General features: G+C 70.2%; 13 protein-coding genes. 9 read left to right on the plus strand and 4 right to left on the minus strand.

What is annotated here, in order from left to right; all coding sequences use genetic code 11:
- Positions 1 to 232 precede the first annotated feature (232 nt).
- The 3 genes from Q0741_RS08155 (at position 233) to Q0741_RS08165 (ending at position 3,362) form a co-directional block, all read left to right on the plus strand.
- Positions 233 to 2,104 carry a methanol/ethanol family PQQ-dependent dehydrogenase gene (locus Q0741_RS08155; RefSeq protein WP_298232701.1) on the plus strand — a complete coding sequence of 624 codons (1,872 nt, stop codon included), beginning with the start codon at positions 233 to 235 and terminating at the stop codon, positions 2,102 to 2,104.
- 97 nt (positions 2,105 to 2,201) lie between these two features.
- Positions 2,202 to 2,813 carry a pentapeptide repeat-containing protein gene (locus Q0741_RS08160; RefSeq protein ID WP_298232702.1) on the plus strand — a complete coding sequence of 204 codons (612 nt, stop codon included), beginning with the start codon at positions 2,202 to 2,204 and terminating at the stop codon, positions 2,811 to 2,813.
- Between the two features lie 45 nt (positions 2,814 to 2,858).
- Positions 2,859 to 3,362: a c-type cytochrome gene (locus Q0741_RS08165; protein WP_298232703.1), complete on the plus strand. Its 504-nt coding sequence runs from the start codon at positions 2,859 to 2,861 to the stop codon at positions 3,360 to 3,362.
- 194 nt (positions 3,363 to 3,556) lie between these two features.
- Here Q0741_RS08165 and Q0741_RS08170 read toward each other — a convergent pair whose 3' ends face one another.
- A complete protein-coding gene (locus Q0741_RS08170; RefSeq protein WP_298232704.1) occupies positions 3,557 to 5,890 on the minus strand; it encodes a TonB-dependent receptor in 2,334 nt (777 codons plus the stop codon).
- Positions 5,891 to 5,993: 103 nt separating this feature from the next.
- On the opposite strand from Q0741_RS08170, the gene Q0741_RS08175 reads away from it, so the two are divergent.
- The gene (locus Q0741_RS08175; RefSeq protein ID WP_298232705.1) at positions 5,994 to 7,409 is read left to right on the plus strand and encodes a histidine kinase; all 1,416 of its coding nucleotides are present in this window, start codon (positions 5,994 to 5,996) and stop codon (positions 7,407 to 7,409) included.
- On the plus strand, positions 7,406 to 8,044 hold the full coding sequence (locus Q0741_RS08180) for a response regulator transcription factor (protein ID WP_298232706.1): 639 nt from the start codon (positions 7,406 to 7,408) through the stop codon (positions 8,042 to 8,044). Before Q0741_RS08175 ends, Q0741_RS08180 begins: the two co-directional genes overlap by 4 nt.
- Here the strand turns inward: Q0741_RS08180 and Q0741_RS08185 are convergent.
- Positions 8,014 to 8,484, minus strand: a complete 471-nt coding sequence (locus Q0741_RS08185) for a GFA family protein (protein WP_298232707.1) — start codon at positions 8,482 to 8,484, stop codon at positions 8,014 to 8,016. The genes Q0741_RS08180 and Q0741_RS08185 overlap by 31 nt on opposite strands.
- A 141-nt stretch (positions 8,485 to 8,625) precedes the next feature.
- Positions 8,626 to 9,630 (minus strand): isochorismatase family protein, encoded by a 1,005-nt coding sequence (locus tag Q0741_RS08190; RefSeq protein ID WP_298232708.1) that lies wholly within the window; start codon positions 9,628 to 9,630, stop codon positions 8,626 to 8,628.
- Between the two features lie 111 nt (positions 9,631 to 9,741).
- Here Q0741_RS08190 and Q0741_RS08195 point away from each other — a divergent pair, with 111 nt between their 5' ends.
- From Q0741_RS08195 to map, 4 genes are all read left to right on the plus strand, one after another.
- On the plus strand, positions 9,742 to 10,689 hold the full coding sequence (locus Q0741_RS08195; RefSeq protein WP_298232709.1) for a LysR family transcriptional regulator: 948 nt from the start codon (positions 9,742 to 9,744) through the stop codon (positions 10,687 to 10,689).
- Positions 10,689 to 11,558, plus strand: coding sequence for a MaoC family dehydratase N-terminal domain-containing protein (locus tag Q0741_RS08200; RefSeq protein WP_298232710.1), 870 nt, complete (start codon positions 10,689 to 10,691; stop codon positions 11,556 to 11,558). The genes Q0741_RS08195 and Q0741_RS08200 overlap by 1 nt, the downstream gene beginning before the upstream one ends.
- Positions 11,559 to 11,632: 74 nt before the next feature.
- Positions 11,633 to 11,857, plus strand: a complete 225-nt coding sequence (locus tag Q0741_RS08205; protein WP_298232711.1) for a ParD-like family protein — start codon at positions 11,633 to 11,635, stop codon at positions 11,855 to 11,857.
- Positions 11,854 to 12,702, plus strand: coding sequence for a type I methionyl aminopeptidase (map, locus tag Q0741_RS08210; protein ID WP_298232712.1), 849 nt, complete (start codon positions 11,854 to 11,856; stop codon positions 12,700 to 12,702). Before Q0741_RS08205 ends, map begins: the two co-directional genes overlap by 4 nt.
- On the opposite strand, the gene Q0741_RS08215 is transcribed toward map, so the two are convergent.
- Positions 12,630 to 12,944, minus strand: a complete 315-nt coding sequence (locus tag Q0741_RS08215; RefSeq protein WP_298232713.1) for an IclR family transcriptional regulator C-terminal domain-containing protein — start codon at positions 12,942 to 12,944, stop codon at positions 12,630 to 12,632. The two genes, map and Q0741_RS08215, sit on opposite strands and share 73 nt — an antisense overlap.
- Between the last annotated feature and the right edge of the window lie 46 nt (positions 12,945 to 12,990).

Here is a 12,990-nt window from a genome sequence, read left to right on the forward strand (position 1 = left end):
CTTGTTCCTTCGCTGTTCCACTCCCTGTTCCATGCAACCGGGTATTCCCGGAATCGCGCTAAATCCCGAGCGTACCGGGAAATTTTCCCGGTTCCGGCGGGACCAATGGCACGTATTTCGAGGTGGACCGACACCTAACATCGCGTCCCAGCAGGGAAATCAATTCCGCTGTGTACGGCGTTTTGCCCAGGATGGGTCGCCAATTCAATTGGAACAAGTGAGAGGAGCACAAATGGACAGGTATCAACTCGTCCGCGGCGCCATTGCGGTGGCTGTTTCGGCGGTGTTTTCCGTCGGAATGGCCCAGGCTGGCAAGACCGTGTCCTGGGAAGATATACGCAACGATGACAAAACCACCGGCGACGTGTTGTCCTACGGCCTGGGCTTGAAGGCCCAGCGTTACAGCCCGCTCAAGCAGCTCAACCCCAAGACGGTGGCGGGGCTGGTGCCGGCCTGGAGTTTCTCCTTCGGCGGAGAAAAGCAGCGCGGGCAGGAAGGCCAGGCGCTGGTGCATGACGGCGTGGTTTACATCACCGCGTCCTATTCCCGCTTCTTCGCCGTCGATGCGAGAACCGGCAAGCGGCTGTGGGAGTATGAGCATCGCCTGCCCGACGATATCCGCCCCTGCTGCGACGTGGTCAATCGCGGCCCGGCCATTTACGGCGACAAGGTTTTCTTCGGCACGCTGGACGCCAGCATCGTGGCGCTGGACAAGAACACCGGCAAGGTGGTCTGGAAGGAGAAGTTCGCCGACCACAAGGTGGGCTACACCATGACCGGCGCGCCCTTCATCGTGAAGGACCAGAAGACGGGCCGGGTGCTGCTCGTGCACGGCTCCTCGGGCGACGAGTTCGGCGTGGTCGGCTACCTGTACGCCCGGGATCCCGACACCGGCGAGGAGGTCTGGGCGCGCCCGCTGGTGGAAGGCCACATGGGCCGCCTCAACGGCAAGGACAGCACCCCCACCGGCGACCCGAAGGCGCCGTCCTGGCCGCGCAACAAGGACGGCCAACTGGTCGAGGCCTGGAAACATGGCGGCGGCGCCCCGTGGCAGACGGCCAGTTTCGACGCCGAGAACAATATGGTGGTCATCGGTGCCGGCAATCCCGCGCCCTGGAATACCTGGCACCGCACCCAGGAGGGCGACGATCCGCGCAACTGGGACAGCCTTTTCACGTCCGGCCAGGCTTATGTGGATGCCAGCACCGGTGAGCTCAAGGGTTTCTATCAGCACACGCCCAACGATGCCTGGGATTTCTCGGGCAACAACTCGGTGGTGCTGTTTGAATACAAGGACCCCAAGACCGGCAAACTGGTCAAGGCTTCCGCCCATGCCGACCGCAATGGTTTCTTCTTCGTTACCGACCGCGAGAAACTGGCCACCGGGGCCGGTTATCCGAACAAGCCGACCTCGCTGATCGGCGCCTGGCCCTTCGTCGATGGAATCACCTGGAGCAAGGGATTCGATCTGAAAACGGGCAAGCCCATCGAGGTCAGCGGCCAGCGGCCCCCCATGCCGAAGGACGGCGCGGACAAGGGTGACTCCATATTCGTGTCCCCGCCGTTCCTGGGCGGCACGAACTGGCACCCGATGTCCTACAGCCCCGACACCGGCCTTTTCTACATTCCCGCGAACCATTGGGCGATGGATTACTGGACGGAAAAGCTGACCTACAAGGCCGGCTCCGCCTACCTGGGCCAGGGTTTCCGCATCAAGCGGCTGTTCGACGACCACGTGGGCATCCTGCGGGCCATCGACCCGGTCACGGGCAAGATCGCCTGGGAGCACAAGGAGAAATTCCCGCTCTGGGCCGGCACCCTGACCACCGCGGGCGGGCTGGTCTTCACCGGCACGGCCGACGGCTATATCAAGGCCTTCGATGCAAAGAACGGCAAGGAGCTGTGGAAATTCCAGACCGGCTCTGGCGTGGTTTCCGTGCCCATCACCTGGGAAATGGATGGTGAACAGTATGTGGGCATCCAGTCCGGCTATGGCGGCGCGGTTCCGCTGTGGGGCGGTGACATGGCCGAGTTGACCAAGCAGGTGACACAGGGCGGCTCCATGTGGGTCTTCAAACTGCCCAGCAAGGTGGCTTCCCGCTGAGCCTCGACCTGTTCACTGAAACTGCCTGACCGAGCGCCGGCCACCTTTACGTGGCCGGCATTTTTCATTTGAGGATTTTCATGGGAGGCATTCCCCGATGAACACTTGGGTTCGTCTGCTCTGCGCCTCGCTGTCGCCCCTGCTGGTGGCTGCGGCCAACGCTCAGAATGGGGCCGCGGCGGATTCCCGCGAGCCGCTCGTCATCAATGGTTGCCCAATCTGGCCCCATACCCGCTGCCGAGGCGCGGATTTGCGGCATGCCAACCTGGCCGGCCAGGATCTGGCCGGTGCGGATTTGCGTGGCGCCAATCTCACGCGGGCCGATTTGCGCGGCGCCAACCTGGCCGGGGCCGTGCTCGACGGTGCCAATCTCACCGCCGCCCGGCTCAACAAGGTGAACGCGCCGGCCGCGACCTTCAAGAGTGCCAAGATGATCGGGGCGGACCTGGAATTTGCCCGGCTCATGCGCGCCGACCTCAGCGATGCGGACTTCACCGGCGCCAACCTGGAGGCGGTACGGGCCAATTTCTCCTGGTTCTCACGGGCCAGGCTGGTCAACGCCAATCTCCAGGAAGCCAAGTTCGTGTCGGTGAATTTCGAGAATGCCGTCATCGAAGGCAGCGTGCTGCGCTTCGCCATATTTCCCGACGGCTATTTCAAGGGCTGTACCGGTTGCCCGAAGGACTGGTATGCCAACCAGTCGGAGTGAGCGCGAATGAGCTCACGTGGAACGGGGAAATTCAGGAGAACGGAAATGAGCAATCGTTTCAGCCGCACCGGGGAACCGGGCACAGGCTGGCGGCCCTGGGTCGCCGGCGTCTTCATGGCGGTGCTGGGCGGCGCCGCGGCCGCGCAGGCGGAATTGCCCTACAACGTGGCCGACGTGCCGGCCTTGGGCAGCGAATGGAGAGTGGCCAACCCCTACCGGGGCAACGCCGAGGTCGCGCGTGCGGGCGGCGTGGCCTTCAACCACAACTGCGCGCGCTGCCATGGCGTCGATGCGGTGGCCAGCGGCATGGGCGGCATGCCCGCGCCAGATTTGCGCCGACTCGCCCGGGCCTGCCGCCGCATCAAGGACGCCGCGCTGCAGTCCGCGTGCATGGATGACGATGACGACTACTTCCGCGTCACGGTGCTCGAAGGCAAGACCGTGGTCGGCGTGCAGCACATGCCGGCCTGGAAGGGGCAGTTGACCCAGGAAACCATCTGGGCGCTCAAGACCTACGTCGACGCCCGCGGCGCCGAGGGCAAGCGCTAGCCGGGGCAGCCCGGCCGCGGCGCCGGGCGCCGCGAAGAGAACTCCCGGAGGCTACCTTCCGCATCCCACGACAGATGCAGGCCGGCAATGCCCCCGGGAAAAGGGCCCGCCCGACGCCTGGGCGGGCCTGCGCTTGACTGAATGAACTCGGCGCTCCTGCGCGCCCGGCAAGCCCGTGCCGGGCGCCAGCCGCCTCAATACCGGTAGCGTGCCCCGATGAAGAAGCTGCGCGGCGCGCCGGGCGCCACGAACACCGCGTCGCGCTCGTCGCCGCTGTAGGCGCCGGTGGGGGTGAACACCGTCTCGGCCAGGGCGCCGAAGGTTTCGTAGCGGCGGTCGAAGACGTTGTTGGCCTTGGCGAAGAACTCCCAGCCCTTGCCCTGCGGCAGCGCGCTGGGACGCCAGCTCGCGCGCAGGTTCACCACCGCGTAGCCCGGCAGGCTCAGGTCCACGAGTTCGTCCTCGTCGTCCTCGATGCGCCCGTCCTCGTTGCCCGCGGTGCCGCGCCGCGACAGCGCCTGCACGTCGCCGCCGATGCTCCAGCCCGGCGCGAAGCGCCAGTCCGCGCCCAGCTTCAGCGTGTGCTTGGGCAGCCCCGCGATGCGCGTGCCCGGCACCACCGTGACGTTGCGCTCGCCCTGGCGCAGCACCCCGTTGGCCTCGTAGGTGGCTTGCAGGAAGCTGTAGCCCAGCGTCCAGGACACGGCACCCAGCCGCCCCTGCAGGTCCAGGTCGATGCCCTGGTGGCGCGTGCGCTCGAAATTCTCGAAGTAGCCCTCCTGGCCGGTGACGCTGACGCTGCGGAAGAGAATGTCGTCGCGGTTGATGGTGCGGTAGGCCGCGGCGCTGAACTGCAGCGAACGGCTCAGCGGCCAGCGCACCCCGACCTCGGCCGTGCGCGAGATCACCTGCTTCAGGTACGGGTCGGCCTGCAGGCCCGCGGGCAGCCGGCACGGTTCCTCGGGATCGGCGCAACCCAGCTCGATGACGGTGGGCACGCGGTTGTTGCGCGCGATGTTGGCGAACAGCGTGGGGCCGCCTTCGAGCTGGTGGGCGATGCCCACCGCGGGGTTGAGGCTGTTGTAGCGGAACTTCTCGTTCGGCCGTTCGTTGACCTCGTCGGTGTCGTCGTCCCGGCTCGTGAGCTGGTTGCTCACGCGGGCGTGGTTGTAGCGCAGCGTGCCGGTGAGGTGCGTGCGCGGCGCCACGCGCCAGGTGTCGGTGCCGTAGAGGCCGAAGGCCAGCGAGCGGCCCGATACGCGCGCACCCAGTTCGGCTTCCTCGTCGCCGGGCAGCACGCCACGGCTGTCGTCGAAGAAGCCTTCCTGCTCGGTCTCGTGGAAGCGCGTGCGGCTGCCGTCCACCGTGGCGCCGAGCTGCCACTGGTGCGCGCCGGTCTTGCCCGAAAGGCTCAGCGCCGCGCCGGCGCTCTTCTGGCGCGTGTGCGTGGTGTTGAAGGAGGCGTTCTCGTCCAGCCCATCCGGGTCCTCGGCCTCGTCGCCGTTGACGGTGTCGCGGCGCGACTTGCGCACGTAGGCCAGGGCCGCCAGCTCGGTGGTGGCGTCGATCTGGTGCCGCATGTTCGCGCTGACCTGCGCCAGCCGGTTGGTGGTGCGGTCGGGGTGCGTGTAGACGCTCTCGCGGCGGTTGGCGTAGAGGTCGGGCTCGCGCGTCACCTCGCCGTCGTCCTCGTCCAGCGTGTAGGCCGGCACCAGGCCGTTGCCGATGAGGCGGCTGCGGCCGAGCAGCAGCGACACGTCCCACTCGGTGTCGCCGGCGCGGTGGCCGACCTTGGCCAGCACGGTGCCCAGGCGCCCGTCGGAGTGGTCGCGCCAGCCGTTCTCATCGAACACGCTGCCCGCCACGTAGCTGTGCCAGCCCGAGTCGTCGCTGGTGCCGTAGCTCAGGTCCAGACGCTTGCGCCCGAAACTGCCCGCCGAAATCTCGGCGCGCACGCCCGGCGCGGTGAGGCCGCTGTGCGTGGTGAAGGACAGGGCGCCGCCCAGGGTGTTGAGGCCGAAGGCCGGGTTGGCGCCGGGCACCAGCGTCAGGCTGTTGATGGAGAACTCCGGGATCAGGTCCCAGTTGATGACGTCGCCGAAGGGCTCGTTGACGCGCACGCCGTCCAGGTACACCGAGATGCCCTGTGCCGCGCCCAGCAGCGGCGAGGCGCGGAAGCCCCGGTAGGTCAGGTCGCCCTGGAAGGGGCTGCCCTGCACGTCGTTGACCTGCACACCGGGCAGGTTGCGGTTCATGAAGTCGATGAGGTTGTCGGCCTTGGCCTCGTCCAGCCGCTCGCGCCGCACGCTTTGCGTGCTGTAGGGCAACTGGTTGCGGTCCACACCCTGGCCGGGCAGCGGCGAGGTGCCGATGATCTCCACCGTGGCGGCGGGCGGCTGCTCCGCCGGTTGTTGTGCCTGGGCCGCTCCGCCGGCCGCGGCCAGTGCCAGGGCGGGCAGCACGGCCTGCCGCAGCAGCCGCGGCAGCGGCGATAGTTGAGGCTGGCGTGCCTTGATGCGCTGTTTCACGCAAGTCTCCTTGGTTGTTGTCGTACTCATGCAGTCACTCTATGCAAACCCGACCGCGGCAGCGGCGGGAGAAATTCCCGAAACGCATTCCGGTCCGCCGCCCATGGAGCTGCCGCGCCTGGTGATGCGCCGCGCGCTGGCGGTGGCGCTGGGCGCGCTGGTGCTGGCACTGCTGCTGGGCCTGCTGCGCATGCGCGAGGACACCCGGCGCGAGATGGAGGGCTCGCTGGCGTTGGCGCAGGCCGGCGCGGTGCTGGCGACGCTGGCCGACCGTGACGACGCGGCGGTGCTGCAGGCGCTGCGCGAGCTGCGGGGCTTGCGCCACCTGGTGCTGACGCTGCGCGACGCCGAGGGCCGGGCGCTGACGGGCACGGGCGACGTGGCCGGGGCGTCCGCGTCGCCGGGCTGGAGCCGCGTCGCCGCGCTGCTGGGCCTGGAGGCGGCCGAGCGCAGCGTGCGCTGGAGCGTGCCGCGCCCCGACGGCCGGCCCTGGAGCGTGGAGCTCACCGCCTCGCCCGACAGCGAGCTGCAGGAGTCGCTGGGCGGCCTGGTCGGCACCTTCGGGCTGCTGGGCCTGTGCTGCGTGCTGATGCTGGCGGTGATGCACTGGAACGTGCGCCGCGCGCTGCACCCGCTGCGGGCGCTGCTGGGCGCCATCGGGCGCATCGAGCGGCAGGACCTGGGCGCGGTGCGCGCGCTGCCGCGCATGCCCGTGCGCGAGCTGGAAGCCATCGCGCAGGCGCTCAAGCACCTGGTGGCCGAGCAGGAGCGCACCGAGGCCGCGCGCCGTGTGCTGGGCCACCGGCTGCTGAGCCTGCGCGAGGACGAGCGCCAGCGCCTGGCGCGCGATCTGCACGACGAGTTCGGCCAGCGGCTGACGGCTTTGCGCGTGGATGCGGCGTGGCTGACGCGGCGGCTGCAGGACCAGCCCGCGCTGCAAGGCGTGGCCGCCGGCATGAGTGAGCAGGTGGCGCGGGTGCAGGAGGACGTGCGCCAGCTGTTGCGGCGGCTGCACCCCTTCGACGCCGCTGAGGGCGGCGCGCCGCAGACGCTGGGCCGGCTGCGGCCGATGCTGCAGGAACTGGTGCAGGGGTGGTCCGCCGCCGCCCAGGGCCATGGCGCGCGCTTCTCGCTGGAGCTCGACGCCGCGCACGACGCGCTGGAGCTGCCGCAGGAGCTGATCCTGGGCCTCTACCGCATCAGCCAGGAGGCGCTGACCAACGTGGCGCGCCATGCCGATGCCCGGCAGGCGTGGCTGGCGGTGCGCGTGGAGCACGCTGCGGACGGCGCGCCGCGGCTGGACTGGTCGGTGCGCGACGACGGCCGCGGGCTGGACAACCTGGAAGCGGCGCTGCAGCGCGGCAGCGGCCTGGCGGGCATCAAGGACCGGGTCTGGGCGCTGGGCGGCGATTTCGACTGGTCCGCCGCCGCTGCTGGGGGCCCGTCCGGCGAGCGGCACGGGCTGCTGTTGCGGGCGCGCTTCACGGTGGAAGCGGCGGCTGCGGAGGTGCGGCCATGAGCGCGGGCGCCCTGCGCATCGGCCTGGTGGACGACCACGCCGTGGTGCGGGCCGGCTACCGCCGGCTGCTGGAGCTTGAAGGCATGGCGGTGGCGGCCGAGTTCGCCGATGCCGACAGCGCTTACGCCGCGCTGTCGGCGGGCGAGCATTGCCCGGTGGACCTGTTGATCCTGGACCTGTCGCTGCCCGGCCGCAGCGGGCTGGAGCTGCTGCGGCGGCTGTCGGTGCGGCGTCCGGACCTGAAGGTGCTGGTGTTCACCATGCACGACAGTGCCGCCACGGTGGCGCAGTGCCTGCGCGCGGGGGCGGCGGGCTTCGTGACCAAGAGCAGCGCGCCGGAGGAGCTGATCGAGGCGGTGCACCGCGCCTGGCGCGGCGAGCTGGCGCTCTCACCCGACGTGGCGCAGGCCGCGCGGCAGGCGGCCGAGCCGGCGCCGCACCTGCAGCTGTCCACGCGCGAGTTCGACGTGCTGCAGGCGCTGCTGCGCGGCGCCAGCGTGGAGGAGATCTCCCAGCAGTTGCGCCTGAGCCCCAAGACGGTGGCGAACTACCAGACGCTGGTGCGGCAGAAACTGGGCGTGAGCAACGCGGTGGAATTGCTGCGCTATGCGCGGGAGCATGGGTTGGTGGGGTGAAGCCAAGCGGCGATCAGCGCCTCGTAGCCGTCGGGGTTGCCGGGATACTGCAGCGAGTTTTCATCCAGCCGCACCCAGGGCTGCCGGCTGGCGGTCCAGATGTGCCCGGCCGGCCGCAGCCAGCGCGTGTCCTCCAGCGTGCCGGGCTTGATGCTCATGAGCGCCTCCTGGCCCAGCACCTGGTGGAACAGCCGCGTGCCGCAGCCGGGGCAGAAACGGCAGGCCATGCGGCGGCCGGACGGTAGCTCGCGCACCCATTCCTTCAGCTCGCCCGACAGCAGTTCCACGTCGGCCTTCTTCACCCACAGCGCCATGCCGAAGGCGCTGGAGGACTGGCGCTGGCAGTCGGTGCAGTGGCAGGCGAACAGCGTCAGGGGTTCGCCCGTGAGGCGGTAGCGGACGGCCCCGCATTGGCAGTGGCCGGTTCGTGCGTCTGGCATGGTCGATGGCGGCGGTGTTCGCCGCCGCCCGTTGCTGGTCGGCCCGCAGCATCCAGCAAAGGCGGCCGCTTTCACCGCCGCCGGTGCGCGCGGCCTGGAGCGATGGCGCGGCCGGCGTGCGGATTTCACGCCGGACCGGCCTCACACCGCTCCCAGCGTCAGCACGTCCGCGAAGCGATCGGCCAGCGCGGCGAGGCTGGCGCGGTGCAGGGTGTCGCCGTCCACGCCTTCCGGGCCGCCCTGCCCGTGCGTGCCGGGCAGCGGGCGCGACGCGCAGGCATCCCCCACCACCACCGCCTGGAACCCCCGGTGCACCGCGTCGCGCGTGGTCGTGTCCACGCACATGTGCGTGGCGAAGCCGGCCAGCACCAGCGTTTTCACTTGCAGCTCGCGCAGCGACTCCTCCAGCCCCGTGCCGTGGAAGCAGGAGGGCATGCCCTTGCGCAGCAGCCGGTGCCCGGGTGCAGGCTCCAGCCCGGGAACGGGCTGCACGCCCTCGGAACCGGGCGCGAACAGCGGGGCATCGGGCCGGGCCGCGACGTGGTGGACGTGGATCACCGGCAGTCCGGCCGTGTCGGCCCAGGCCATCAGCGCTCGGGCGCGCTCCACGGCCGCTTCCACGCCCGTGAGCGGCAGGCGGCCGTCCAGGTACTCGCGCTGGTAGTCGATCAGCAGCAGCGCCGCGTCGCGGGTCGGCAGCGCCGTGGCCGGCGGCAGGCCGGCCCAGTCGCGCAGGGTCCGGGGCGCCATCGTGGTGGCCGCCGCGCGACGAGCCGCCTGCGTGGCGCCGTCGTAGCCCCAGTCGCCGGCCGGCAGCTCCTGCACCATGACGTAGGTGGGCGAGGTCAGCGGCCCCAGCACCGTGGCCAAGGCGTCGTGCGCGGCACGGATGAAAGCCGCCTTCTGCGCCGCGCTGTTGGTGCCGGCGGTGATGAAGGCTTCCACATGCGCCAGGGGCGCGGCGCCGGCTGGGGCCACGCCGCCGACGGACCAGCTTCCGGCCGGCTGCTGCTCCACGGTCACGACCGTGAGCCCGGCCTGCTTGCCCAGCAGGTCCGCCATCAGCGCCGTCATGCGCCGCTGCAAGTCGGCCACCTGGGCGGGTGTGGGATCGGTGCCCGCGAGGGCGATGCGGACCAAAGGCATGTGCGTGCTCCTGTGCGTTGAAGAGAAGAACGAGGAGCCGCCATGGTTTCAGGAACTCCTGGGCGCTACTATCCGCTGCCAAGCCAACACACCGTTGCCTGAAAGAGAACGATGAGCCTGGACAAGAGCCTGCTGGAGCAGATGGAGGACATGGCGGTGTTCGCGCTGGTGGTGGAGCAAGGCAGTTTTTCGGGCGCGGGGCGGCGGCTGGACCTGGTGAAGTCGGCCGTGAGCCGGCGGGTGGACCGGCTGGAGCGCAGCCTGGGCGTGAAGCTGTTGCAGCGCAGCACGCGCGCGCTGTCCATGACCGAGGCCGGGCAGGCGCTGCATGCGCGGGCGCTGCAGTCGCTGGCCTTGCTGGAGGAGGCGCGCAGCGAGCTGTCGCAGCTGAGCCAGGCGCCGCGCGGGCTGCTGCGGGTGACGGCCTCGGTGGCGTTCGGGCGGCTGTGCGTGGCGCCGGTGCTGCCGGATTTCCTGGCCGCGTACCCGGAGGTGCGTGTGCAACTGGCGCTGCTGGACCGCATGGTGGACCTGGCTGAGGAGGGCTACGACCTGGCGCTGCGCCTGACGCGTTCGCCGCCCGATCACGTGGTGGCCCGGCCGCTGATGCCCATCCGCTACGTGGTCTGCGCGGCGCCGGGCTACCTGGACGGGCGCGTGCTGGAGCACCCGCGCGAGCTGGCGGGGCTGAACTGCCTGTCCTACGGCTACCAGTCGCTGGCGGACGAGTGGGTTTTCCAGCGCGGGGCCGAGCGCGAGGCGGTGAAGGTGCGGGGCAACGTCATCGTCAACAGCAGCGAGGTGGTGCGCGACCTGATGCTGGCCGGCGTGGGCGCGGGGCTGGTGGCGCGCTACGCGGTGGAGGCCGAGTTGCGCGCGGGCCGCCTGGTGGAGCTGTTGCCCGGCTGGAGCCCGGCCGGCACCTTCGGCCCCACCGCCTACGCCCTGTGGCTGCCGCAGCCGCACCTGCCGCCGAAGATCCGGGTGTTCGTGGAGTTTCTGAAGAGCCGGCTGGCGGCATCGGCCTCCACCCCTTCCCCGACCGAGGAGAACCCTTGATGACTGATTCCATGCCCTCCCCAGGCTCCGCCCTGCTCGACCTCCCCGCCCTGCGCGCCTGGATCGGCCGCGAGGCTTGGGACGAGGACCTGCTGGCGGTGCGCCATGCGCGGCTGATGGCCGCGACGCTGGGCCTGCCGCAGGACGATTTCAATGCCGGCACGCCGCTGCCGCCGCTGTGGCACTGGTTGTATTTCCTGGAGGGGCTGCCCCCGTCGGCGCTGGGCCGCGACGGACATCCGGCGCGCGGCGGCTTCCTGCCGCCGGTGCCGCTGCCCAACCGCATGTGGGCTGGCGGGGAGCTGGAATTCCACCGCCCGCTGGCGCTGGGCGCCACGGTGCGCAAGCGCTCCAGCGTGGAGTCCATCGAGCACAAACGCGGGCGCAGCGGCGATCTGGTGTTCGTGGGCGTGCGGCATGAGCTGTTCGACGGCGACGAATTGGCCCTCAGCGAGCGCCACGACATCGTCTACAAGCATCCCTCCCCACCGGGCGCCCAGCCCGCAGCCGTCGCCGCTGCGGCCACGGCCACGTTCAGCGAGACGCTGGAGCCCAGTTCCACCCTGCTCTTCCGCTATTCGGCGCTCACCTTCAACGGGCACCGCATCCACTACGACGCCGACTACTGCCGCGCGGTGGAGGGCTACGCCGACCTGGTGGTGCACGGCCCGCTGCAGGCCACGCTGCTGGCCGGGCTGGCGCAGCGGCTCGCGGCCCGGCCCCTGCGGCGCTTCCGCTACCGTGGCCTCCAGCCCGCGCTGCTGGGCCGGCCGCTGGCGCTCAACGCCGCGCCGGCGGGCGACGGCTTCACCGTCTGGACCGCGCTGCCGGACGACGGCGTGTGCATGCAGGCTGAAGCGATGTTCTGAGCGCGCCGCACCTGCACCGCGGCCAAGGGCTTCGAATAAACGTACCATATACGTTTCGTATATCGGGAGGCCTGATGGGTCTGGTGAAGATTTCGGAGCCCATGCACGAGAACCTGCGCGTGGCCAGCGGGGCGCTGAGCCGCAGCATCAACGCGCAGGCCGAGCATTGGATGCGCATCGGCATGCTGTGCGAGCTGCACCCGGAGCTGCGCTACGGCGACCTGTGCCGCCTGCTCGTTCAGGACGAGCTCAAGCTGAGCGCACAGGTGATGGAGCTGAACAGGAGGGAAAGCGCATGAAGTCCTCGCGTTTTCCCATCCACGGCGCCGAGGGCATCGAGATGGCGCGCCGCGCCGGGCAGCTGGCGGCCGACGTGCTGCGCATGATCGGCGCCCATGTGAAGCCCGGCGTGACCACCGACGAACTCGACCGTCTGTGCCAGGAGCACATCGTCCACGTGCAGGGCGCGGTGCCGGCCAATATCGGCTACCACGGCTACCCGAAGACGCTGTGCACTTCGGTCAACCACGTGGTGTGCCACGGCATCCCGTCGCCCAAGGTGCTCAAGGCCGGCGACATCGTGAACATCGACGTGGCCGTCATCAAGGACGGCTGGTACGGCGACAGCAGCCGCATGTACTTCGTGGGCGAGCCGAGCCCGCTGGCGCGGCGTCTGGTGCGCACCACCTACGAGGCGCTGCGCGCGGGCATCCTGCAGGTGCGCCCCGGCGCGACGCTGGGCGACATCGGCCATGCCATCCAGACCGTGGCGCACCGTGAGCACTTCAGCGTGGTGCGCGAGTACTGCGGCCATGGCATCGGGCAGGTCTACCACGACGAGCCGCAGGTGCTGCACTACGGCCGGCGCGGCGAGGGGCTGCGCCTGGAGCCGGGAATGATCTTCACCATCGAGCCGATGATCAACGCCGGCAAGGCCGCCGTGCGCCAGCTGCCCGACGGCTGGACGGTGGTCACCAAGGACCACTCGCTCTCGGCCCAGTGGGAGCACATGGTGGCGGTGACGGACACGGGCTTCGAGATCCTCACGCCCTGGCCCGACGGCTACGGTGACTACGCACCGATCGAGGCGCCGGCCGCGGAGGGCGCGCGCGATTCGGGCTTGCCGGCCGTCGCGGCGCGCTGAGGTCCGAGACCTCGCTGCCCGCGCGCGGCGCGCACCTGCGCCAGGGACACCTCCGGCGCCGTCACGGTGCCGGCGCTGAAGCCGGCAAAGGGGTGCGCCGCCACCCATGCCTGCAGCGCCTCGTCCGGCAGCGCCGCCATCAGCACCGTGCCCGGACCCACCACGTGCGCCGGCACGCGCGCGCCCGCGTGGAAGCCGATGGACACCACGCGAGGGCTGTTGCTGCGTGCGACGTACGCCACCTCGTGCGGGTTTCCTGCCCTGAAAGGTCCGGGCGGGACGCTCGGG

It is taken from the genome of uncultured Azohydromonas sp. (genome assembly GCF_937926365.1).
Taxonomy (GTDB): domain Bacteria; phylum Pseudomonadota; class Gammaproteobacteria; order Burkholderiales; family Burkholderiaceae_C; genus Azohydromonas.

Coding starts and splice junctions, on each gene's coding strand:
- Q0741_RS08155 (WP_298232701.1), top strand. CDS start 233: ATGGACAGGTATCAACTCGTCCGCGGCGCCATTGCGGTGGCTGTTTCG.
- Q0741_RS08160 (WP_298232702.1), top strand. CDS start 2,202: ATGAACACTTGGGTTCGTCTGCTCTGCGCCTCGCTGTCGCCCCTGCTG.
- Q0741_RS08165 (WP_298232703.1), top strand. CDS start 2,859: ATGAGCAATCGTTTCAGCCGCACCGGGGAACCGGGCACAGGCTGGCGG.
- Q0741_RS08175 (WP_298232705.1), top strand. CDS start 5,994: ATGGAGCTGCCGCGCCTGGTGATGCGCCGCGCGCTGGCGGTGGCGCTG.
- Q0741_RS08180 (WP_298232706.1), top strand. CDS start 7,406: ATGAGCGCGGGCGCCCTGCGCATCGGCCTGGTGGACGACCACGCCGTG.
- Q0741_RS08185 (WP_298232707.1), bottom strand. CDS start 8,484: ATGCCAGACGCACGAACCGGCCACTGCCAATGCGGGGCCGTCCGCTAC.
- Q0741_RS08190 (WP_298232708.1), bottom strand. CDS start 9,630: ATGCCTTTGGTCCGCATCGCCCTCGCGGGCACCGATCCCACACCCGCC.
- Q0741_RS08195 (WP_298232709.1), top strand. CDS start 9,742: ATGAGCCTGGACAAGAGCCTGCTGGAGCAGATGGAGGACATGGCGGTG.
- Q0741_RS08200 (WP_298232710.1), top strand. CDS start 10,689: ATGACTGATTCCATGCCCTCCCCAGGCTCCGCCCTGCTCGACCTCCCC.
- Q0741_RS08205 (WP_298232711.1), top strand. CDS start 11,633: ATGGGTCTGGTGAAGATTTCGGAGCCCATGCACGAGAACCTGCGCGTG.
- map (WP_298232712.1), top strand. CDS start 11,854: ATGAAGTCCTCGCGTTTTCCCATCCACGGCGCCGAGGGCATCGAGATG.